The 19,469-nt window shown below is 62.8% G+C and carries 31 protein-coding genes and 1 tRNA gene; 1 reads left to right on the forward strand and 31 read right to left on the reverse strand.

The annotated features are described in order from the left end of the window. Positions 1–12: 12 nt before the first annotated feature. Complete coding sequence (locus ACNH6H_RS10000) at positions 13–681, reverse strand: alpha/beta hydrolase (RefSeq protein WP_418317354.1); 669 nt, start codon at positions 679–681, stop codon at positions 13–15. 77 nt (positions 682–758) lie between these two features. Beyond that, the gene (locus ACNH6H_RS10005) at positions 759–2,240 is read right to left on the reverse strand and encodes an AMP-binding protein (RefSeq protein ID WP_418317355.1); all 1,482 of its coding nucleotides are present in this window, start codon (positions 2,238–2,240) and stop codon (positions 759–761) included. A gap of 252 nt (positions 2,241–2,492) precedes the next feature. On the opposite strand from ACNH6H_RS10005, the gene ACNH6H_RS10010 reads away from it, so the two are divergent. Then, positions 2,493–4,184: an AMP-binding protein gene (locus ACNH6H_RS10010; RefSeq protein WP_418317356.1), complete on the forward strand. Its 1,692-nt coding sequence runs from the start codon at positions 2,493–2,495 to the stop codon at positions 4,182–4,184. Between the two features lie 139 nt (positions 4,185–4,323). Here the strand turns inward: ACNH6H_RS10010 and ACNH6H_RS10015 are convergent. From ACNH6H_RS10015 to rplC, 29 genes are all read right to left on the reverse strand, one after another. Continuing rightward, positions 4,324–4,400: transfer RNA gene (locus ACNH6H_RS10015), tRNA-Met, on the reverse strand. A 65-nt stretch (positions 4,401–4,465) separates the two neighbouring features. Then, a complete protein-coding gene (rplQ, locus tag ACNH6H_RS10020; protein WP_418317357.1) occupies positions 4,466–4,861 on the reverse strand; it encodes a 50S ribosomal protein L17 in 396 nt (131 codons plus the stop codon). Positions 4,862–4,972: 111 nt separating this feature from the next. After that, positions 4,973–5,965 carry a DNA-directed RNA polymerase subunit alpha gene (locus ACNH6H_RS10025; protein WP_418317358.1) on the reverse strand — a complete coding sequence of 331 codons (993 nt, stop codon included), beginning with the start codon at positions 5,963–5,965 and terminating at the stop codon, positions 4,973–4,975. 154 nt (positions 5,966–6,119) lie between these two features. Further along, positions 6,120–6,743: a 30S ribosomal protein S4 gene (gene rpsD, locus ACNH6H_RS10030; protein WP_418317360.1), complete on the reverse strand. Its 624-nt coding sequence runs from the start codon at positions 6,741–6,743 to the stop codon at positions 6,120–6,122. 204 nt (positions 6,744–6,947) lie between these two features. Next, positions 6,948–7,349 (reverse strand): 30S ribosomal protein S11, encoded by a 402-nt coding sequence (gene rpsK, locus ACNH6H_RS10035; RefSeq protein WP_309698992.1) that lies wholly within the window; start codon positions 7,347–7,349, stop codon positions 6,948–6,950. A gap of 73 nt (positions 7,350–7,422) precedes the next feature. Beyond that, positions 7,423–7,788, reverse strand: a complete 366-nt coding sequence (gene rpsM, locus ACNH6H_RS10040) for a 30S ribosomal protein S13 (protein ID WP_418317362.1) — start codon at positions 7,786–7,788, stop codon at positions 7,423–7,425. A 35-nt stretch (positions 7,789–7,823) separates the two neighbouring features. Next, entirely contained in the window at positions 7,824–7,937 is a 114-nt protein-coding gene (gene rpmJ / locus ACNH6H_RS10045) for a 50S ribosomal protein L36 (RefSeq protein ID WP_418317363.1), read from the reverse strand. 152 nt (positions 7,938–8,089) lie between these two features. Next, a complete protein-coding gene (gene secY, locus ACNH6H_RS10050) occupies positions 8,090–9,400 on the reverse strand; it encodes a preprotein translocase subunit SecY (RefSeq protein ID WP_418317364.1) in 1,311 nt (436 codons plus the stop codon). A 24-nt stretch (positions 9,401–9,424) separates the two neighbouring features. Continuing rightward, positions 9,425–9,856 (reverse strand): 50S ribosomal protein L15, encoded by a 432-nt coding sequence (rplO, locus tag ACNH6H_RS10055; protein ID WP_418317365.1) that lies wholly within the window; start codon positions 9,854–9,856, stop codon positions 9,425–9,427. Positions 9,857–9,890: 34 nt separating this feature from the next. Continuing rightward, complete coding sequence (gene rpmD / locus ACNH6H_RS10060) at positions 9,891–10,085, reverse strand: 50S ribosomal protein L30 (protein ID WP_418317366.1); 195 nt, start codon at positions 10,083–10,085, stop codon at positions 9,891–9,893. A gap of 19 nt (positions 10,086–10,104) precedes the next feature. Continuing rightward, complete coding sequence (gene rpsE, locus ACNH6H_RS10065; RefSeq protein WP_418317367.1) at positions 10,105–10,623, reverse strand: 30S ribosomal protein S5; 519 nt, start codon at positions 10,621–10,623, stop codon at positions 10,105–10,107. 62 nt (positions 10,624–10,685) lie between these two features. Further along, the gene (gene rplR, locus ACNH6H_RS10070; protein WP_418317368.1) at positions 10,686–11,051 is read right to left on the reverse strand and encodes a 50S ribosomal protein L18; all 366 of its coding nucleotides are present in this window, start codon (positions 11,049–11,051) and stop codon (positions 10,686–10,688) included. Positions 11,052–11,065: 14 nt separating this feature from the next. Beyond that, positions 11,066–11,599, reverse strand: coding sequence for a 50S ribosomal protein L6 (rplF, locus tag ACNH6H_RS10075; RefSeq protein ID WP_418317370.1), 534 nt, complete (start codon positions 11,597–11,599; stop codon positions 11,066–11,068). 16 nt (positions 11,600–11,615) lie between these two features. Further along, complete coding sequence (rpsH, locus tag ACNH6H_RS10080; protein ID WP_418317371.1) at positions 11,616–12,011, reverse strand: 30S ribosomal protein S8; 396 nt, start codon at positions 12,009–12,011, stop codon at positions 11,616–11,618. 32 nt (positions 12,012–12,043) lie between these two features. Then, on the reverse strand, positions 12,044–12,349 hold the full coding sequence (rpsN, locus tag ACNH6H_RS10085; protein WP_418317372.1) for a 30S ribosomal protein S14: 306 nt from the start codon (positions 12,347–12,349) through the stop codon (positions 12,044–12,046). An 8-nt stretch (positions 12,350–12,357) separates the two neighbouring features. Then, positions 12,358–12,897 (reverse strand): 50S ribosomal protein L5, encoded by a 540-nt coding sequence (gene rplE / locus ACNH6H_RS10090; protein WP_418321278.1) that lies wholly within the window; start codon positions 12,895–12,897, stop codon positions 12,358–12,360. A 25-nt stretch (positions 12,898–12,922) separates the two neighbouring features. Continuing rightward, entirely contained in the window at positions 12,923–13,240 is a 318-nt protein-coding gene (rplX, locus tag ACNH6H_RS10095; RefSeq protein ID WP_418317373.1) for a 50S ribosomal protein L24, read from the reverse strand. Positions 13,241–13,260: 20 nt separating this feature from the next. After that, complete coding sequence (gene rplN / locus ACNH6H_RS10100; RefSeq protein WP_418317374.1) at positions 13,261–13,629, reverse strand: 50S ribosomal protein L14; 369 nt, start codon at positions 13,627–13,629, stop codon at positions 13,261–13,263. Between the two features lie 245 nt (positions 13,630–13,874). Continuing rightward, on the reverse strand, positions 13,875–14,390 hold the full coding sequence (locus ACNH6H_RS10105; protein WP_418317375.1) for a peroxiredoxin: 516 nt from the start codon (positions 14,388–14,390) through the stop codon (positions 13,875–13,877). 117 nt (positions 14,391–14,507) lie between these two features. Then, positions 14,508–14,810, reverse strand: a complete 303-nt coding sequence (rpsQ, locus tag ACNH6H_RS10110) for a 30S ribosomal protein S17 (protein ID WP_418317377.1) — start codon at positions 14,808–14,810, stop codon at positions 14,508–14,510. After that, entirely contained in the window at positions 14,807–15,010 is a 204-nt protein-coding gene (gene rpmC, locus ACNH6H_RS10115; protein WP_418317379.1) for a 50S ribosomal protein L29, read from the reverse strand. The genes rpsQ and rpmC overlap by 4 nt, the downstream gene beginning before the upstream one ends. 10 nt (positions 15,011–15,020) lie before the next feature. After that, the gene (gene rplP, locus ACNH6H_RS10120) at positions 15,021–15,437 is read right to left on the reverse strand and encodes a 50S ribosomal protein L16 (protein ID WP_418317381.1); all 417 of its coding nucleotides are present in this window, start codon (positions 15,435–15,437) and stop codon (positions 15,021–15,023) included. A gap of 3 nt (positions 15,438–15,440) precedes the next feature. Then, entirely contained in the window at positions 15,441–16,313 is an 873-nt protein-coding gene (gene rpsC, locus ACNH6H_RS10125) for a 30S ribosomal protein S3 (RefSeq protein ID WP_418317383.1), read from the reverse strand. Positions 16,314–16,328: 15 nt separating this feature from the next. Next, the gene (gene rplV, locus ACNH6H_RS10130; RefSeq protein ID WP_418317384.1) at positions 16,329–16,658 is read right to left on the reverse strand and encodes a 50S ribosomal protein L22; all 330 of its coding nucleotides are present in this window, start codon (positions 16,656–16,658) and stop codon (positions 16,329–16,331) included. A 9-nt stretch (positions 16,659–16,667) separates the two neighbouring features. Further along, the gene (gene rpsS, locus ACNH6H_RS10135; protein ID WP_418317385.1) at positions 16,668–16,943 is read right to left on the reverse strand and encodes a 30S ribosomal protein S19; all 276 of its coding nucleotides are present in this window, start codon (positions 16,941–16,943) and stop codon (positions 16,668–16,670) included. A gap of 15 nt (positions 16,944–16,958) precedes the next feature. Beyond that, positions 16,959–17,783: a 50S ribosomal protein L2 gene (rplB, locus tag ACNH6H_RS10140; protein ID WP_418317386.1), complete on the reverse strand. Its 825-nt coding sequence runs from the start codon at positions 17,781–17,783 to the stop codon at positions 16,959–16,961. Further along, on the reverse strand, positions 17,783–18,097 hold the full coding sequence (rplW, locus tag ACNH6H_RS10145) for a 50S ribosomal protein L23 (protein WP_418317387.1): 315 nt from the start codon (positions 18,095–18,097) through the stop codon (positions 17,783–17,785). Before rplW ends, rplB begins: the two co-directional genes overlap by 1 nt. Next, positions 18,094–18,714 (reverse strand): 50S ribosomal protein L4, encoded by a 621-nt coding sequence (gene rplD / locus ACNH6H_RS10150; protein ID WP_418317388.1) that lies wholly within the window; start codon positions 18,712–18,714, stop codon positions 18,094–18,096. Before rplD ends, rplW begins: the two co-directional genes overlap by 4 nt. After that, complete coding sequence (gene rplC / locus ACNH6H_RS10155) at positions 18,714–19,394, reverse strand: 50S ribosomal protein L3 (protein WP_418317389.1); 681 nt, start codon at positions 19,392–19,394, stop codon at positions 18,714–18,716. The genes rplD and rplC overlap by 1 nt, the downstream gene beginning before the upstream one ends. Positions 19,395–19,469: the final 75 nt, after the last annotated feature.

Raw genomic sequence — 19,469 nt, forward strand, 5'->3', positions numbered from 1 at the left:
TTGCCGGCGGACTCAGCCGAGCACCTTCAGCAGCCACTTGTTCAGATCGGCCAGTTCCGGGCCACAGACCGAATGCTCCATCGGGTATTGATGCCACTGCACCGGCTGGCCGCTGGCCTGCAGCGCATCGCGGCTGGCGATCGCGCGCGCGATCGGGATCACCGGGTCGTAGGCGCCGTGGGCAAGAAAAACCGGCGTCGCCGCATTCGCCGGGTGGCGTTCGGCGGCGAACCGGTCGGCCAACGGCAGATAGCCGGACAGGCCGACCAGGCCGCCGAGTGTTTCGGCATGACGAAGCCCAGTCATCAGCGTCATCGCACAACCTTGCGAAAAACCCATCAGCACGATCCGGGAGGCATCGATGCCGCGGCTGCGCTCCTTCGCGATCAGCTGCTCGACCTCGGCCATCGACGCTCGCAGCCCCTGCTCGTCCTCGCGGCGGTCGACGCCATCGCCGAGCGACAGGATGTCGTACCAGGCGCGCATCACCATGCCGGCATTGATCGTCACGCGCTGCATCGGCGCATGCGGAAACACGAAGCGCACCGGCCCGACCGATGCGAGATCGAGCTCGTTGCACAGTGGGACAAAGTCGTTGCCGTCGGCGCCAAGGCCGTGCAGCACGATCAGCGAGGCGGTCGGTTGGTCGCCGGTTTGGCGTTCGATGGTTTCAAGGCTCATTGGCGGGCTCGTTGCAGGATCAGCACCGGATGCTACAGAAAGCGCCGGCCGGGCCCCGGCCGGCGGCGTCTTGCCCGTCAGATGCGCCGCGCGGCGCCAGCCCAGTAGGGTTCGCGCAACTTGCGCTTGAAGATCTTGCCGGTATCTTCACGAGGCATCTCGGCATGGAAATCGACGACCGCCGGCACCTTGTAGCCGGCCAGTCGCTGCCGCAGATAGGCCTGAACCGCCGCTGCATCGAGTTGCGCCCCGGCGGCCGGCATCACCGCCGCCGCCAGCGCCTCGCCGAACTCGGCATCGGGAATGCCGAATACCGCACAGTCGGCAACGCCGGGCATCAGTTGCAACACCGCTTCGATTTCGGCCGGATAGATGTTGACGCCGCCCGAGATCACCATGTCGGCGGCACGATCGACGATGAACAGGAAGCCGTCGTCATCGAGGTAGCCGATGTCGCCCATCGTCAGAAAGCCGTCGCGCTCCATCGCCGCGCGCGCCGCCTGGCCCTGGTTGTAGCTGAAGTCGGCCAGCAGCTCGGGTTTGACGTAGATCATCCCGGCGCTGCCGCGCGTCATCGGACTGCCATCGGCATCGAGGATGCGGATCTCGACGCCTGCCAGTGGCAGCCCGGCCGATCCGGGCTTGCGCAAGGCCTGCTCGCTGTCGAGCAGCGTCATGTAGCCGAGCTCGCTGGAACCATAGGCTTCGTGGATCACCGGCCCCCACCATTCGATCATCGCCCGCTTGACTTCAGGCGGACAGGGTGAGCCGGTCGAGCTGACAAAACGCAGCGAGCTGAGGTCGTGACGGCGACGGACTTGTTCCGGCAGCCGCAGCAGCCGCACATACATCGTCGGTACCAGATAGGCATGGGTGATCGCATGCCGCTCGATCAGCGCCAACGTCTGCTCGGCATCGAACCGATCCTCGAGCACCAGCAGGCCGTCGTGCTGGGCGACCGCCATCGCAAACGAATTCGGCGCGCTGTGGTACATCGGCGCGCTGAGCAGCGCCCGCATGCCGGCTTCGCAGCCGATCACCTGGCGCAGCCGCTCGAGGCTGCGCGCCGCCTGCTCGGGCGTCGACGGCTGGCGGCGGATGCCTTTGGGCTGCCCGGTGGTTCCCGATGTGTAGAGCATTGCGCCGCGAGGTGGCGCGTCGGGGCCGCGATCCGGCGCTGCCGCATCGCGCAGCGTCGGCCATGTCGGCGTGTCCGGCCCGGTCGCAGCGCCGGAAAACAGCACCGGCAGCCCGTGCGGTGCCGCGTCGCTGCGCTCGGCCCACAGCGGGGCATCGATGACCAGCAGACTGGCGCCGCTGTCGCGCAGGATGTGGCGCAGTTCGTCGGACTTGAAATGCCAGTTGATCGGACACCAGTAGGCGCCGAGTGCCCGCGCGGCCACCATCAGCTCGAGCAGTTCAGGGCTGTTGCGCATCATCAGCGCGAGCACGTCGCCATCGCGCAGGCCCAGTGTTCGCAGCGCGCCGATCGCGCGGCGGACGCGGTCGTCAAATACCTCATCCGGAATCTGCTGCTGCTGGAAAAAGACGGTGGTCATTGCTTCGTGCGGGTTTCCGGCAGGCCGCTCGGCCGGGTGCCGTTCCGATGATGCCTGAACGTCAAGCCTGCAACAAACGGCGGGTGCAGACAAACCCGAATCGCGCGGGGAGCTGAGGGTACAGCGGGTGAAAGGCCCGATATCTGCGATGGGCGATTGCGGTTACAAGTCTGCATTGGTTCGTTTCAAGAAACCGTGCCCTGGCGACGACCGTCTGCGGCACATGCCTTCATTCCACAGGAGCTCCCGAACATGTCGAAGACCAGTCCCGATCTGCTGGCCCTGCAGCGCCTATACCACTGGGAGCGCACCGCCGCCGACCGCGTCGTGTTGACCCAGCCAATGGGCAATGGCGAAATCTCCGAGATGACCTGGGCGCAGGTTGGTGACCAGGTTCGACGGATGGCGAGCCACCTGAAGGCGCAGGGTTGGGAGCCGGGATCGAAGGTCGCGATCCTGTCGAAAAACTGCAGCTGGTGGTTGCTCAGCGACCTGGCGATCTGGATGGCAGGATATGTCTCGGTACCGCTTTACCCGACGCTGGCCGCCGAGACGGTGCGGCAGATCCTTGAACACAGCGAATCCAAGGCCTGCTTTGTCGGCAAGCTCGATGGCTGGGAAAGCATGAAACCGGGCATACCGGCCGACATGCCGTGCATCAGCTATCCGCTGTCGCCGGCCGATGCGGTGAAGTCGTATCCCGGCTGGGAGGCGATCTGCCAGAAGAACGAACCGATGACCGGCCAGCCGCTGCGCGACGCCGACGATCTCGCGACCTTGATCTATACCTCCGGCACGACCGGCATGCCGAAGGGGGTGATGCACACCTTCGGCAATTTCGCCTGGGCCGTCGACGCCGGCATCAAGCGGACCAAGATGAACAGCGACGACCGCATGTTGTCGTATCTGCCGCTCGCCCACGTGGTGGAGCGGGTGCTGGTCGAACACGGCTGGCTGCATACCGGCTTCCACGTCTATTTCGCAGAATCGCTGGATACCTTCGCTGCCGACCTGCAGCGGGCACGGCCGACGATCTTCTTCTCGGTGCCTCGCCTGTGGGTCAAGTTCCAGCAAGGCATCCACAACAAGCTGCCACCGAGCAAGCTCAACCTGCTGCTGTCGATTCCGATCATCAACGGCGTGATCAAGAAGAAGGTGCTGACCGGGCTCGGCCTCAATGAATGCCGTTTTGCGGCAGGCGGCGCCGCGCCGATGCCGACCCCGTTGCTCGGCTGGTACCGGCAGCTCGGGCTGCCGATCAACGAGGGATACGGCATGACCGAAAATCTTGCCGTATCGCACCTGACGATCTCCGGCAAGAACCAGGAAGGCACGGTCGGCCCGCAATACGACGGCGTCGAAACGCGCATCGACAAGGACTCGGGTGAGGTGCAGATGCGCAGCCCGGCGCTGATGAAGGGCTACTACAAGGCCGAGCAGCAGACCCGCGACGCCTTCACCGAGGACGGCTGGCTGCGCACCGGCGACAAGGGCAGCATCGACGCCGACGGCAACCTGCGGATCACCGGCCGGGTCAAGGACCTGTTCAAGACCAGCAAGGGCAAATACGTGTCGCCGGCGCCAATCGAGGAAAAACTCGGCATGCACGATGCCGTCGAAGCCTGTGTCGTCACCGGCGCCAACCTCGGCCAGCCGCTGGGCATCGTGATGCTGAACGAGGCGGCTGCGCAGCGCATCAGCGACCCGTCGGAGAAGTCCTCGCTCGAGTCCTCGCTGGCCGATCACCTCGCCGGCATCAATGAAAAACTCGATCCGCACGAACGGCTCGCCTGCGTCGTTGTCGTGACCAAACCGTGGACCGTCGAAAGCGGCGTGATCACGCCGACCTTCAAGATCAAGCGGAATCGCATCGAGGAGCTTTATGCGGTGCATTTCGCGAACTGGGAATCGTCCGGCAAGAAGGTGATCTGGGACCAGTCCTGACCGTTCAAGCTGGCGCGGCCGCTTCGGCTTAGCCGAAGCTGGCCCGCGAGGTTCCTGTTGTCGCAGCCTCCGACGCGTTCAACAAACGCAGGCGAAAAAAATCCCGCCGCACGTTGCCGTGCGGCGGGACTTGGATCTTTGGTTGCGGGGGCAGGATTTGAACCTACGACCTTTGGGTTATGAGCCCAACGAGCTACCAGACTGCTCCACCCCGCGACTGAATCCAGCAGTTTATCACAACTGGCTGCCCCTCGAGGGAAAACCAGAGTGAAATCTGCGATTTATTCTTCGGCGGCCTCTGCCGGCTCGGCAGCAACTTCCGGCCGGTCGACCAGTTCGACAAAAGCCATCGGCGCGTTGTCGCCAACACGGAAACCCATCTTCAGGATGCGCGTGTAGCCGCCCGGGCGGGCCTTGTAGCGCGGGCCGAGTTCGCCGAACAGCTTGGCGACGACATCACGGTCACGGGTGCGGTTGAAGGCCATGCGGCGATTGGCCAGCGTGGCGTCCTTGGCCAGCGTGATCAGCGGCTCGACGACGCGGCGCAGTTCCTTGGCTTTCGGTACCGTGGTCTTGATCGCCTCGTGCGTGATCAGGGAATTGCACATGTTGCGCAGCATCGCCTGGCGATGCTCCGAGGTGCGGTTGAGTTTGCGAAGTCCGTGACGGTGGCGCATTTGCGTTCCTTTCCTTGTTGATGCCGCCAGCCGTATCAGGTACTGGCGGTTGCGGTGGGCGGCCGCTGATGGTTGATGCCCGTTTCTCAACCGCGCGAACGCGGTTGGTTCTTACCTTTTATCGAGGCCTTGCGGCGGCCAGTTCTCGAGCCGCGCGCCGAGCGTCAGCCCGCGCGAAGCCAGCACTTCCTTGATCTCGTTGAGCGACTTGCGGCCGAGGTTCGGCGTCTTCAACAGTTCGGTTTCGGTGCGCTGGATCAGGTCGCCGATGTAATAGATGTTCTCGGCCTTCAGGCAGTTCGCCGAACGCACCGTCAGCTCGAGCTCGTCGACCGGACGCAGCAGCAGCGGGTCGATCGTCGACTGCGAGTCGCGCGACTTGCCCGGCAGATTGTTCAGGTCGATCTCGTGCTCGAGGCCGACGAAGATCATCAGCTGCTCGACCAGGATCTTCGCCGATGCGCGGATCGCTTCCTCGGGCGTGATCGCGCCGTTGGTGACGATTTCCATCACCAGCTTGTCGAGGTCGGTACGCTGTTCGACACGAGCGCTTTCGACGGTATAGCTGACGCGTGCAACCGGCGAGAACGAGGCATCGAGAACGATGCGGCCGATCGACTTGGTCGGCTCGTCGCCGTAGCGGCGCAGGTTGCCCGGCACATAACCACGGCCCTTCTCGACCTTGATCTGCATGTCGAGCTTGCCGCCTTGCGACAGGTTGGCGATCACATGCTCGGGATTGATGATCTCGACATCGTGCGGCACCTGGATGTCGGCCGCGGTGACCGGGCCCTCGCCTTCCTTGCGGACGACCAGCGTGACCTCGTCACGGTTGTGCAGGCGAAATACCACGCCCTTCAGGTTCAGCATGATGTGCACGACGTCTTCCTGCACACCGTCGATTGCCGAATACTCATGCAGCACGCCGGCGATCGTCACTTCGGTCGGTGCATAACCGACCATTGACGACAGCAGCACGCGCCGCAGCGCGTTGCCCAGCGTGTGCCCATATCCTCGCTCGAAAGGCTCGAGCGTCACCTTGGCCCGGTCGTTGCCGAGCGGTTCTACTTGAATGGCTTTGGGTTTGAGCAAATTCGTTTGCATGAGGTCTTTCTTTCAATACCCTCGGTTCGTTACACCGATAAGGCTGAGGGACCAGCCGGACAAGACACTTCTCGTGTTCCTGTCCGGACGACCATAAACAGAACCTTTGGCAGCCGGCCGCGAGTTTTCGCAGCCGGTGCAAGACAGCGACAGATCAGCGCGAGTACAACTCGACGATCAGCGCTTCCTTGATGTCGCTGCCGAATTCATCGCGATCCGGCGTCTTCTTGAACACACCTTCGAGCTTCGACGCATCGACCTGGATCCAGCCCGGCAGGCCGATCGATTCGGCCAGCTTGACGGCGTCGACGATGCGCAGCTGCTTCTTCGACTTCTCGCGCACGGCAACCGTGTCGCCAGCCTTGACCAGGTAGGAAGCGATGTTGACGACCTTGCCGTTCACCTCGATCGCCTTGTGCGACACCAGCTGGCGCGCTTCGGCGCGGGTCGAGCCGAATCCCATGCGGTAGACGACGTTGTCCAGACGCGACTCGAGCAGCGTCAGCAGGTTCGCACCGGTATTGCCACGACGGCGCTCGGCCTCGGCGAAATAGCGGCGGAACTGGCGCTCGAGGACGCCGTACATGCGCTTGACCTTCTGCTTTTCACGCAGCTGCAGACCGAAGTCCGAGGTGCGCGAGCCCGAGGTGCGGCCATGCTGGCCCGGCTTGCTGTCGAATTTCGCCTTGTCGCCGATCGGGCGGCGCGCGCTCTTCAGGAAAAGGTCGGTGCCTTCACGGCGGGAAAGTTTGGCCTTGGGGCCGAGATAACGTGCCACGTTGCTTCCTTGTTCAATCTGACGCAGGCCGCTGGCTTGCGCGAGTCTGGCGAGTGTTGTTGTGGGCGCTCAGACGGTGGGCTTAAGACAAAGCCGGCCGATCCCGCAGGACCAAAATGCCATGGCCGGCTTCAACACAAATGCCGACGGCGCCCGCAAAGGCATCCGTCGACACGGGGAAAAGCGGGAAAAACGTTGCTGCAATCAGATGCGGCGACGCTTCTGCGGCCGGCAACCGTTGTGCGGCACCGGCGTCACGTCGGAAATGACGTTGATCCGGATGCCCAGCGATGCCAGCGCACGAACCGACGACTCGCGACCAGGGCCCGGGCCCTTGATCCGCACGTCGAGGTTCTTGATACCTTGTTCCTGGGCAGCGCGGCCGGCCGACTCGGCTGCCACCTGGGCAGCGAACGGCGTGCTCTTGCGCGAGCCCTTGAAGCCCTGGCCGCCGCTGGACGCCCACGACAAGGCACCACCCTGGCGATCGGTGATCGTGATGATGGTGTTGTTGAACGATGCATGAACGTGCGCAATGCCGTCCGCAATGTTCTTGCGGGCCTTCTTGCGGACACGTTGTGCGGCGGTATTCGGTGCTTTTGCCATTTGAAACCTTCTCTCGAACTGGGCGTCGTTTGCGCCACGTGCCGGTCAACCGGTCACGCAGCGGCGAATGCGCTTATTTCTTCACCAGCGCACCGGACTTGCGCGGGCCCTTGCGGGTGCGGGCATTGGTCTTGGTGCGTTGACCGCGCACCGGCAGGCCACGGCGGTGGCGGAACCCGCGGTAGCAGCCCAGGTCCATCAGCCGCTTGATGTTGATCGACATCTCGCGACGCAGGTCGCCCTCGATCGTCATGCGGCCGATTTCTTCACGGATCTTCTCGAGATCGGCGTCGGTCAGGTCCTTGATCTTGCGATCGAGCGGAACACCTGCGTTGTTGCAGATCTTCTGCGCGGTCGTACGGCCAATGCCGTAGATCGACGTCAAGCCGATCTCGGTGTGCTTGTGGGGCGGAATGTTGATGCCAGCGATGCGTGCCATGTGCGTCCTCTAATTTCTTCGTCGACGGCCAGGCCTCAGCCTTGGCGCTGCTTGTGACGCGGGTCGGTGCAAATGATCCGAACCACACCCTTGCGACGGATCACCTTGCAATGCCGGCACATCTTCTTCACCGATGCTGCAACCTTCATGCTCTTCTCCAAGGCCCCGCAGGACCGGTTATCACTCTTAATTCGCCGAACCGGGTGCGGGCACCCGTTGCGGGATCTGTTCAGCCAGTCGACGTCGGATTGTCAGGCCTGGCTCGTTGACGGCTGGTGCCGGATCACCGACACCCTGCTCATCAACTGGTCTTGAAATTTGCCTTCTTCAACAACGACTCGTATTGCTGGCTCATCACATAACTCTGCACCTGGGCCCAGAAGTCCATCGTCACGACGACGATGATCAGCAACGAGGTGCCACCGAAATAGAACGGCACGTTGTATTTGAGGACCAGGAACTCCGGCAGCAGACAGACGCCGGTGATGTAGATCGCTCCGACCAGCGTCAGCCGAGACAGGATGCGGTCGATGTGACGAGCCGTCTGGTCACCCGGCCGGATGCCCGGAATGAACGCACCGCTCTTCTTCAGGTTGTCTGCCGTCTCGCGGCTGTTGAACACCAGCGCGGTATAGAAGAAGCAGAAGAAGATGATCGCCGCCGCATACATGATCACGTAAATCGGCTGGCCCGGCGACAACAGCGCGGCCAGGTCACGCAGCCAGCGGAAACCGTCACCGGTCGCGAACCAGCCGACGGCGGTAGCTGGCAGCAGGATGATCGACGACGCGAAGATCGGCGGGATCACGCCCGACATGTTCAGCTTCAGCGGCAGGTGCGACGACTGGCCACCATAGACCTTGTTGCCGACCTGGCGCTTCGCGTAATTGACCAGTATCTTTCTCTGACCACGCTCGACGAAGACCACCAGATAGGTCACCGCAGCAACAACGGCCAGGATGAAGATCGCGACGATGATGCTCATCGCACCGGTGCGGATCAGTTCGAACAGGCCACCAATCGCGCCTGGCAGACCGGCAACGATGCCAGCGAAGATCAGGATCGAGATGCCATTGCCAAGACCGCGCTCGGTGATCTGCTCACCAAGCCACATCAGGAACATCGTGCCGGCAACCAGGCTGACGACCGCGGTCAGGCGGAAGCCCATGCCCGGGCTGATCACCAGACCTTGCGAACCTTCGAGCGCCAGCGCGATGCCGAGCGACTGGAACAGCGCCAGGCCGAGCGTGCCGTAACGCGTGTACTGCGTGATCTTGCGACGGCCGGACTCGCCTTCCTTCTTGATCGCCTCCAGCGTCGGCACGACGTAGGTCATCAACTGCATGATGATCGACGCCGAGATGTACGGCATGATCCCCAGCGCGAACACCGTGAAGCGCGACAACGCGCCACCGGAGAACATGTTGAACAGGCTCAGGATGCCGCCCGACTGCCCCTTGAACAGCTGCGCCAGCTGGTTCGGGTCGATGCCCGGCACCGGAATGTGCGCGCCGATTCGGTAAACCACCAGCGCCAGCAACAGGAAGACCAGCCGGCGACGAAGGTCGCCGAACTTGCCGCTCTTTGCCAGCTGATTTGCGTTGGTTGCCACTGAGACCTGTTTCCTGCGCTGCTATCAGGCGACGCTGCCGCCGGCTGCTTCGATCGCCGCTTTTGCACCAGCGGTCGCGCCGATGCCCTTCAAGGCAACCTTGCGGCTCAGTTCGCCGGACTTGATGACCTTGACGACCTTGATCATCTGGCCAACCAGACCGGCCTGCTTCAGCGCCAGCATGTCGACCTCGTCGAGGCCCAGCTGCTCGAGCTTGGTCAGCGTGATTTCGGCGTTGTACTTCAGCGAAGCCGACTTGAAGCCGCGCTTCGGCAGACGACGCTGCATCGGCATCTGGCCGCCTTCGAAGCCGACCTTGTGGAAGCCGCCCGAACGCGACTTCTGGCCCTTGTGGCCACGACCCGCGGTCTTGCCGAGGCCCGAGCCGATGCCGCGACCGACACGGCGGCGATCGCGCTTGGAGCCTTCTGCCGGCTTGATGCTGTTCAGTTCCATTTTGTTCTCCAGATCTTCAGCTGATCACGGGTGATCAAAGCACCTTCACAAGGTACGAGACCTTGTTGATCATGCCGCGCACGGCCGGCGTATCTTCCAGCGTCGATTCGCTGTTCAGCTTGCGCAGGCCGAGGCCACGCACGGTGGCACGGTGGCTTTCACGCGTACCGGCGATGCTGCGAACCAGCTTCACCGTGACGCTGCCCTTGTCTGTCTTGTTGTCGCTCATGTCGCTTCTCCTGACTCGCTCAGCCGACGATTTCTTCAACCGTCAGGCCGCGCTTCGCGGCGATCTCGGCCGGCGTGCTGGTGCGCTTCAACGCATCGAGCGTGGCGCGTACCAGGTTGTACGGATTGGTCGAACCGAGGCTCTTGGCGACGATGTCGGTGACACCCATCACCTCGAACACCGCACGCATCGGGCCGCCAGCAATGATGCCCGCGCCAGCCGGAGCCGGCGCCATCAGCACCCGTGAAGCGCCGTGCTCGCCGGTCACCTTGTGGTGGATCGAGCCGTTCTTCAGCGAGACCTTGTGCATGTTGCGGCGCGCCGCTTCCATTGCCTTCTGGATCGCGACCGGCACTTCCTTGGCCTTGCCTTTGCCCATGCCGATCTTGCCGTCACCGTCGCCGACCACGGTCAATGCGGCGAAACCGAGAATCCGGCCGCCCTTGACCACCTTGGTCACGCGGTTGACCGCGATCATCTTTTCCTTCAGTCCGTCGTCACTGCCTTCTTGCGGCGCACGGGGTTGGAACTTTGCCATTATCGAAATCCTTGGTCGCTAGATGCAACAGAGTCGCGCAGCAATCTCGCAGCGCCGACCGATTAGAACTGCAGGCCGGCTTCGCGAGCCGCTTCCGCCAGGGCCTTGACACGGCCGTGGTAGGCAAAGCCTGCACGGTCGAATGCCACCTTCTCGACGCCGGCAGCCTTTGCCTTTTCGGCAATCCGCTTGCCGATCAGGGTTGCGGCGGCGACGTTGCCACCCTTGCCGGCAGCGCCGAGTTCCTTGCGGACTTCGGCTTCGGCGGTCGAGGCGGTCGCCAGCACGCGCGATCCGTCGTCGGAGATCACCGACGCATAGATGTGCAGGTTGCTGCGGAACACCGTCAGCCGGGCCGCCCGCTGGTTCGCGATGCGCGCACGGGTCTGGCGGGAGCGACGAATACGCTGATCTTTTTTGTTCAACATGTTGTCTTCGCTCCTTACTTCTTCTTGGTCTCTTTGATCGTGACCTTCTCGTCGCTGTAGCGAATGCCCTTGCCCTTGTAGGGCTCGGGCGGACGCAGTGCGCGAATCTCGGCCGCGATCTGGCCGACGACCTGACGGTCGGCACCCTTGATCACGATTTCGGTCTGGGTCGGGCAGGCCACCTGGATGCCTTCGGGCATCTCCTTGGCAACCGGATGCGAATAACCGACCTGCAGGTTCAGCTTGCTGCCCGAAGCCTGAGCCCGGAAGCCGACGCCGACCAGATTGAGCTTCTTCTCGAAGCCCTTGCTGACGCCGTTGACCATATTGGCCACCAGCGCACGCATCGTGCCGGACATTGCATTGGCCTCGACCGACTCATCGGCCGGGGCGAACAGCAGCGTGTCGTTTTCGCTCTTGACCGACACCAGCGGGTTCAGCGGGCGCACCATCGTGCCGAGCGAACCCTTGACGCTGATCTGCTGTGCGTTGATCGCCACGTCCACACCCTTCGGGACGGCGATCGGCATTTTTCCTACGCGGGACATCGTTGCGCTCCCTTTCTTACGAGACGTAGCAGAGGACTTCGCCGCCGATACCGGCCTGGCGAGCCTTGCGGTCCGTCATCACGCCTTTCGGCGTCGTCACGATTGCCACGCCGAGACCGTTCATCACGTTCGGAATGTCGTGCCGGCCCTTGTAGATGCGCAGACCGGGGCGGCTGACGCGCTCGATCTTCTCGATCACCGGACGGCCGGCGTAATACTTCAGCGCGATCTCGAGTTGCGGCTTGGCGGTCTCGCCCTTGACGGCGAAATCCTCGATATAACCTTCGTCCTTCAGGACTTGGGCAATGGCCACCTTCAATTTTGACGACGGCATTGCAACGGCAGTCTTGTCGACCATCTGCGCGTTGCGAATGCGGGTCAGCATATCGGCGATGGGGTCACTCATGCTCATAGGGAAATCTCCTGATCAGGCCCGTTTGCCGCTTACCAGCTGGCCTTGATGACGCCGGGGATGTCACCCTTGAACGCCAATTCGCGAATCTTGTTGCGGCCGAGTCCGAACTTGCGGAACGTGCCGCGCGGACGGCCCGTCAGCTCGCAGCGGTTGCGCTGCCGCGTCGGATAGGCATTGCGCGGCAACTGCTGCAGCGCCAGACGGGCGGCATAACGCTCCTCGTCCGACTTCTTCGCATCGTTGGCCGTGCTCTTCAGCTCTTCGTACTTCTTCGCGTATTTGGCGACCAGGGCGGCCCGCTTGAGTTCACGCTGGATAAGGGAAACTTTAGCCACGGACCACCTCAGTTCTTGAACGGAAACTTGAATGCGGCGAGCAAGGCCTTGGCCTCCTCGTCATTCTTGGCGGTCGTCGTGATGCTGATGTTCAGCCCTCGCAGCGCATCCACCTTGTCGTAGTCGACTTCAGGGAAAATGATCTGTTCCTTGACGCCGATGTTGTAGTTGCCACGGCCGTCGAAAGAGCGGCCGGAGATGCCGCGGAAGTCGCGGACACGCGGCAACGCGATCGTCACGAAGCGGTCGAGGAATTCGTACATGCGAACGCCACGCAGCGTGACCATGCAGCCGATCGGCACGTTGTCACGGATCTTGAAGCCGGCAATCGCCTTCTTCGACTTCGTGACGACAGGCTTCTGGCCGGCGATCTTGGTCAGGTCGCTGACGGCATGCTCCATCACCTTCTTGTCGGCCACGGCCTCGCTCACACCCATGTTGAGCGTGATCTTGGTCAGGCGCGGCACTTCCATCGCCGACTTGTAATGGAACTTCTCGATCAGCTCGGGAGCGATCTTTTCGCGGTAGACAGCCTGCAGGCGGGGAATGATTTGCTCTGACATGGTCGCTTCCTCAGGCCTTGATCTCTTCGCCGCTGGACTTGAAGACGCGCAATTTCTTGCCGTCGTCCTGCAGCTTGATGCCAACGCGATCGGCCTTGCCGGTGGCGGCATTGAAAATCGCCACGTTGGACTGGTGGATCGGCATGGTCTTGTCGATCACGCCACCGGTCGTACCCCTCATCGGGTTCGGCTTGACGTGTTTCTTGACCACATTGATGCCGTCGACGAGCACATGCTCGGCGTCGACACGTTGCGCGACGGTGCCGCGCTTGCCCTTGTCGCGACCGGTCAGGACAATGACCTGGTCGCCTTTTCTAATCTTGTTCATGGCTGCCCTTTGAGCGGGGTTCAGAGCACTTCAGGTGCCAGCGAGACGATCTTCATGAAGCGCTCGGTACGCAGTTCACGCGTCACCGGGCCGAAGATGCGGGTACCGATCGGCTCGAGCTTGGCGTTCAGCAGGACGGCAGCATTGCCATCGAACTTGACCAGCGAGCCATCCTGGCGGCGCACGCCCTTGGCGGTGCGAACGACGACGGCACTGTAGACCTCGCCCTTCTTCACGCGACCACGCGGCGCAGCTTCCTTGATGCTGACCTTGATCACGTCACCAATGCCGGCGTAGCGGCGCTTCGAGCCGCCGAGCACCTTGATGCACATGACGGACTTGGCACCCGTGTTGTCCGCGACCTGAAGCCGCGACTGCATTTGAATCATGTTCTATGTCCCCAACTTGAACCGCTTGCCTGCCATGCCCACGATGGTCCAGCGCGCGATCAGTCTTGGGCCCGTCACTGCCTTCGACCTTGCCGGCCGCTGGCACTGCTTGGGCGGAACCGAACCCGTTTGCCCCATGGTCTCACGAGGCGCGTATGTTCAGCGAAGTCGTCGATTATCTACCGGTTTTCACCTACTCGTCAAGCGGCTGTGCAACTTTTTTTGCAAGACAGCCGCCCCGAGCGTCAAGCCTTGGCCGACTTGGCCTGTTCGAGCATCGTCTGCGCATCGCTGACCTCGAACTTGCCAGGGGCCTCGACATTCAAGGTCTTCACGACGCCGTCGACCACCAGCATCGAATAACGCTGCGAACGCAGGCCCATGCCGCGGGCATTCAGATCGAGTGTCAGGCCGGTGGCCTGCGTGAATTCGGCGCTGCCGTCGGCGAGCATGCGAACCTTGCCGTCGGTCTTCTGGTCGCGTGCCCACGCACCCATCACGAATGCATCGTTGACCGACACGCACCAGATCTCGTCGACACCGGCATCATGCAGCGCCTTCGCCTGCTCGATGAAGCCAGGCACATGCTTGGCCGAGCAGGTCGGCGTGAACGCGCCAGGCAACGCGAAGATCGCAATCGTCTTGCCAGCCGCGGCCTTGGCGACATCGACCGGATTCGGCCCGATCGAGCAGCCATTGCCCTCGACCTCTACATATTCCTGCAGCGTCGCGGCGGGCAGCTTGTCTCCGACTTTCAACATGTCATCTCCTGCGCGTTAATGAGCCTCGAAAGGCCAAAAGAAGAAAGCCGGCCGCCGAAAATCGGCGCACCGGCTCGTCGGGAGCAGGCGAATCATCTTCACCTGCGCCAAGACCGATCAGACCTCGCGCGAGGCCTGGACCAGGCGCGTCACGACCCAGGCCTTGGTCTTCGAGATCGGCCGGCATTCGGCGATCTCGACCATGTCGCCCATCTTGTACTCGCCCTTTTCATCGTGGGCGTGGTACTTGCTGGTGCGTGCGACGATCTTGCCGTACAGCTCATGCTTGGTACGGCGCTCGATCAGCACGGTCACGGTCTTGTTGCGCTTGTCGCTGACGACTTTGCCGACCAGCGTGCGCGTATTCTTGACGGCCGGCGCTGCTGCGTCGTTGGTCGTCTCGGCGGCTTGACTGTTCATTTGGCAGCCCCTTCCTTCTGCTTCTGCGCCAGGATGGTCTTGGCGCGTGCGATGTCGCGGCGGGTGTTGCGCAACTGCTGATGATTCGTCAATTGCTGCGTTGCCTTTTGCATGCGCAGGCCGAAATGGGCCTTCAGCAGGTCGCTGACCTCTTTCTCGAGGCCGGCCACATCCTTGGCGCGGAGTTCAGATGCTTTCATGGTTTGCTCCTCAGGCGCCGACCTGGCGCGCGACGAAGGTGCACTTCAGCGGCAGTTTTGCTGCGGCCAACGTGAACGCCTCGCGCGCCAGCTGTTCAGCGACGCCATTGATTTCGTAGAGCACCTTGCCGGGCTGGATCTCGGCGACGTAGTACTCCGGATTGCCCTTGCCGTTGCCCATGCGGACTTCGGCCGGCTTCTGCGAGATCGGCTTGTCAGGGAAGATGCGGATCCAGATCCGGCCGCCACGCTTGACGTGACGCGAGATCGCGCGGCGAGCCGCCTCGATCTGACGCGCCGTCAGGCGACCGCGCTCGGTGGCCTTCAGGCCGAAATCACCGAACGAGACATTGGCACCACGGGTGGCGACACCGGTGTTGCGACCCTTTTGTTCCTTGCGGAATTTTCTGCGTGCGGGTTGCAGCATGTTTTATTCTCCTTTGGGCTCGGTGGCACCAGGTGCGGCGGCCTTGCGCACGCGCTTGACCGCCGGCGTGCGGGCGCCGTCACCGGCTTCAGCCGGCTTGTCGGCACCTTCGCCAGCGCGGGGGAAACGGTCACCCGACGGGCCGCCAGGACGACCACGGCCGGCCGGGGCGCCCGGACGGGCGCCGCGACGCGGGCGACGATCGTCTTCGCCACCTTCGGGCTTGGTGATGCCAGGGGCTTCGCCATTGGCCAGACGGTCACCGCGATAGACCCAGCACTTGACGCCGATGACGCCGTAGGTGGTCTTGGCTTCCGAAAAACCGTAGTCGATGTCGGCCTTCAGCGTGTGCAGCGGCACGCGACCTTCGCGGTACCACTCGCAGCGCGCGATTTCGATGCCGTTCAAGCGGCCCGACGACATGATCTTGATGCCCTGCGCACCGAGGCGCATCGCGTTCTGCATCGCGCGCTTCATCGCACGACGGAACATGATCCGCTTCTCGAGCTGCTGGGTGATGCTGTCGGCGATCAGCTGCGCATCGATCTCGGGCTTGCGCACTTCTTCGATGTTGACAGCCACCGGCACGCCAAGACGGCGCGTCAGTTCAGCCTTCAGGTTCTCGATGTCCTCCCCCTTCTTGCCGATCACGACGCCCGGACGTGCCGAGAAGATCGTGATGCGGGCATTCTTGGCCGGACGCTCGATCAGGATGCGCGAGACCGCCGCGCTCTTCAGGCGGGCCTTCAGGTAGTCACGAACCTTCAGGTCTTCGGCCAGCATCGTGGCGAAGTTCTGATTGTTCGCGTACCAGCGTGAGGCCCAGTTCCGCGTCACAGGCAGACGGAAACCGGTCGGATGGATTTTTTGTCCCATGGTGTTCCTGGTCTCTCAGTTGCCGACGGTGACGTAGATGTGGCAGGTCGGCTTGCTGATGCGGTTGCCGCGGCCCTTGGCCCGTGCGGAAAAACGCTTCAGCGTTGCACCCTGTTCGACGAAGATCGTCTTGACCTTCAGCTCGTCGATGTCGGCACCGTCGTTGTGCTCGGCATTGGCGATCGCCGATTCCAGCGCCTTGCGGATGATGCCGGCCGCCTTCTTCGGCGTGAACGTCAGGATGTTCAGCGCCTGGTCGACCTTCTTGCCGCGGATCATGTCAGCGACGAGGCGACCCTTGTCGGCCGACAGTCGAACGCCGCGAACGATTGAATTGGTTTCCATCGTGCGTCCTTATTTCTTGGCTTTCTTGTCGGCCGGGTGCCCCTTGAACGTGCGCGTCAGCGCAAATTCACCGAGCTTGTGGCCAACCATCTGGTCCGTGACATACACCGGCACGTGCTGCTTGCCGTTGTGCACGGCAATCGTCACGCCGATGAAATCGGGCAGGATGGTCGAACGACGCGACCAGGTCTTGATCGGCTTCTTGTCCTTCGTCGCGACCGCCTTCTCCACCTTCAATTGCAGGTGGTTGTCGACGAAAGGACCTTTTTTCAGTGAACGGGTCATCGTGCTGCCCCTTCCTTACTTCTTGCGACGCGAGACGATCATCGTCTGCGTACGCTTGTTGCTGCGAGTGCGATAGCCCTTGGTCATCGTGTTCCACGGCGAAACCGGGACCTGGCCTTCGCCGGTGCGGCCTTCGCCACCACCGTGCGGGTGATCGACCGGGTTCATCGCGACACCACGAACGGTCGGACGCTTGCCCTTCCAGCGGATCGCACCGGCCTTGCCGTACTGGCGCAGGCTGTGCTCCTCGTTGGAGACTTCGCCGATCGTCGCGCGGCAGTCGATGTGGATCTTGCGAACCTCACCGGAGCGCAGGCGCAGCTGGGCATAGATGCCCTCGCGCGCCAGCAGCGTCACCGAGGTACCCGCCGAACGGGCGATCTGCGCACCCTTGCCGGGCAGCATCTCGATGCAGTGGATCGTCGAACCGACCGGGATGTTGCGGATCGGCAGCGTGTTGCCGGCCTTGATCGGCGCTTCCGCACCGCTCATGATCGTTGCACCCACTTCCAGACCACGCGGCGCGATGATGTAGCGACGCTCGCCGTCCGCATAGCAGACCAGCGCAATGTGCGCGGTGCGGTTCGGGTCGTATTCGATGCGCTCGACCTTCGCCGGGATCGCGTCCTTGTTGCGGACGAAATCGACCACGCGGTAGTGGTGCTTGTGCCCACCGCCACGATGCCGGATCGTGATGTGGCCGTTGTGGTTGCGGCCGGCATTCTGCATCTGCGGCTCGAGCAGCGACGCTTCCGGCTTGCCCTTGTGCAGGTGCGAATGCACCACCTTGACCATGCCACGACGGCCTGGCGAGGTTGGCTTGACTTTGATGACGGCCATTACGAAGCCTCCCCGGAGAAGTTGAGTTCCTGACCCGCCTTCAGTGCCACATAGGCCTTCTTGACGTGGTCACGGCGACCCATCGAGCGGCCGAATTTCTTGGCCTTGCCCTTTTGCACGACGGTCTGGACCGAATCAACCTCGACCTTGAACAGCAGCTCGACGGCCGCCTTGATCTCGGGCTTGGTTGCATCGCGCAGAACCTTGAACAGCACCTGGTTGTGCTTCTCGGCGGCCATCGTTCCCTTTTCGGAAATGATCGGCGCGACCAGCACCTGGGCCAGGCGGTTTTCAGCGAATTTCACGGTGCTCATGCCAGCATCTCCTTGAGTTGCTCGATGGCAGCCTTGGTCACCAGCACCTTCTTGTAGTGCACCAGCGACAGCGGATCGGCATAACGCGGCTCGACCACCAGCACATTGGCCAGGTTGCGCGACGCGAGGAACAGGTTCTCGTCGACCTGGTCGGCGATCACCAGCACCGAGTCGAGGCCCATCGCCTTGAACTTGGCAGCCAGCAGCTTGGTCTTCGGCGCATCGACGCCGAAGCTGTCGACGACGGCCAGACGGCCTTCACGGGCCAGCTGCGAGAAGATCGCGGCCATGCCGGCGCGGTACATCTTCTTGTTGACCTTGTGGGTGAAGTTTTCTTCCGGACGATTCGGGAAGATCCGGCCGCCTCCGCGCCACAGCGGCGACGAGGTCATGCCGGCGCGGGCACGGCCGGTGCCCTTCTGGCGCCACGGCTTCTTCGTCGAGTGCTTGACTTCGGCGCGGTCGAGCTGGGCACGGGTGCCCTGGCGCGCATTCGCCTGGAAGGCGACAACGATCTGGTGAACCAGCGCTTCGTTGTAGTCACGTCCGAAGACGGCATCGGGAGCGTCGACCTTGGAAGACGACTGCCCCTGATCATTGAGGAGCTCGAGCTGCATCAGTTGGCTCCTTTCTTGATCTTCGCCTTGATCGCCGGGCGGACGACCACGTGGCCGTTTTTCGCGCCAGGCACCGCGCCGCGAACCAGGATCAGCTGGCGCGCTTCGTCGATGCGGACGATGTCGAGGTTCTGGGTGGTCTTGGTCACGTCGCCGAGCTGGCCGGACATCTTCTTGCCCGGAAACACGCGGCCCGGATCCTGCGCCATCGAGATCGAGCCCGGCACGTTGTGCGAACGGCTGTTGCCGTGCGATGCGCGCTGCGACTTGAAGTTGTGACGCTTGATGGTTCCGGTGAAACCCTTGCCGATCGAGGTGCCTTGCACGTCGACCAGTTGGCCAACCGCAAACATGCCGATGCCAACCTGGGCACCCGGCTTGTATTCGGCGGCCACTTCGGCCGGGACGCGGAATTCCTTCAGGACCTCGCCGGCCTCGACACCCGCCTTCGCGAGGTGCCCGGCTTCGGGCTTGTTGACACGGGAAGCCTTGCGCTCACCGAATGCGACCTGAACAGCGGCATAGCCGTCGGTCTCGGTCGTCTTGACTTGAGCCACGCGGTTGTTCGACACGTCGAGCACGGTCACGGGAATGGCGTCGCCATCGTCCGTGAAGATGCGCATCATGCCCACCTTGCGGCCCAGCAATCCCAGGCGATGGCCCGGATTAGTGGTCGTCATGTTTTTCTCCAGCCCCCATCACCACGCCAAGGCGCAGCTCGAAGAGCCTTTGTTTCAGGGACCCGACATCGATTG

It is taken from the genome of Pseudideonella sakaiensis (genome assembly GCF_048320135.1).
In the GTDB taxonomy this organism is placed as follows: domain Bacteria; phylum Pseudomonadota; class Gammaproteobacteria; order Burkholderiales; family Burkholderiaceae_C; genus Ideonella_A; species Ideonella_A sakaiensis_A.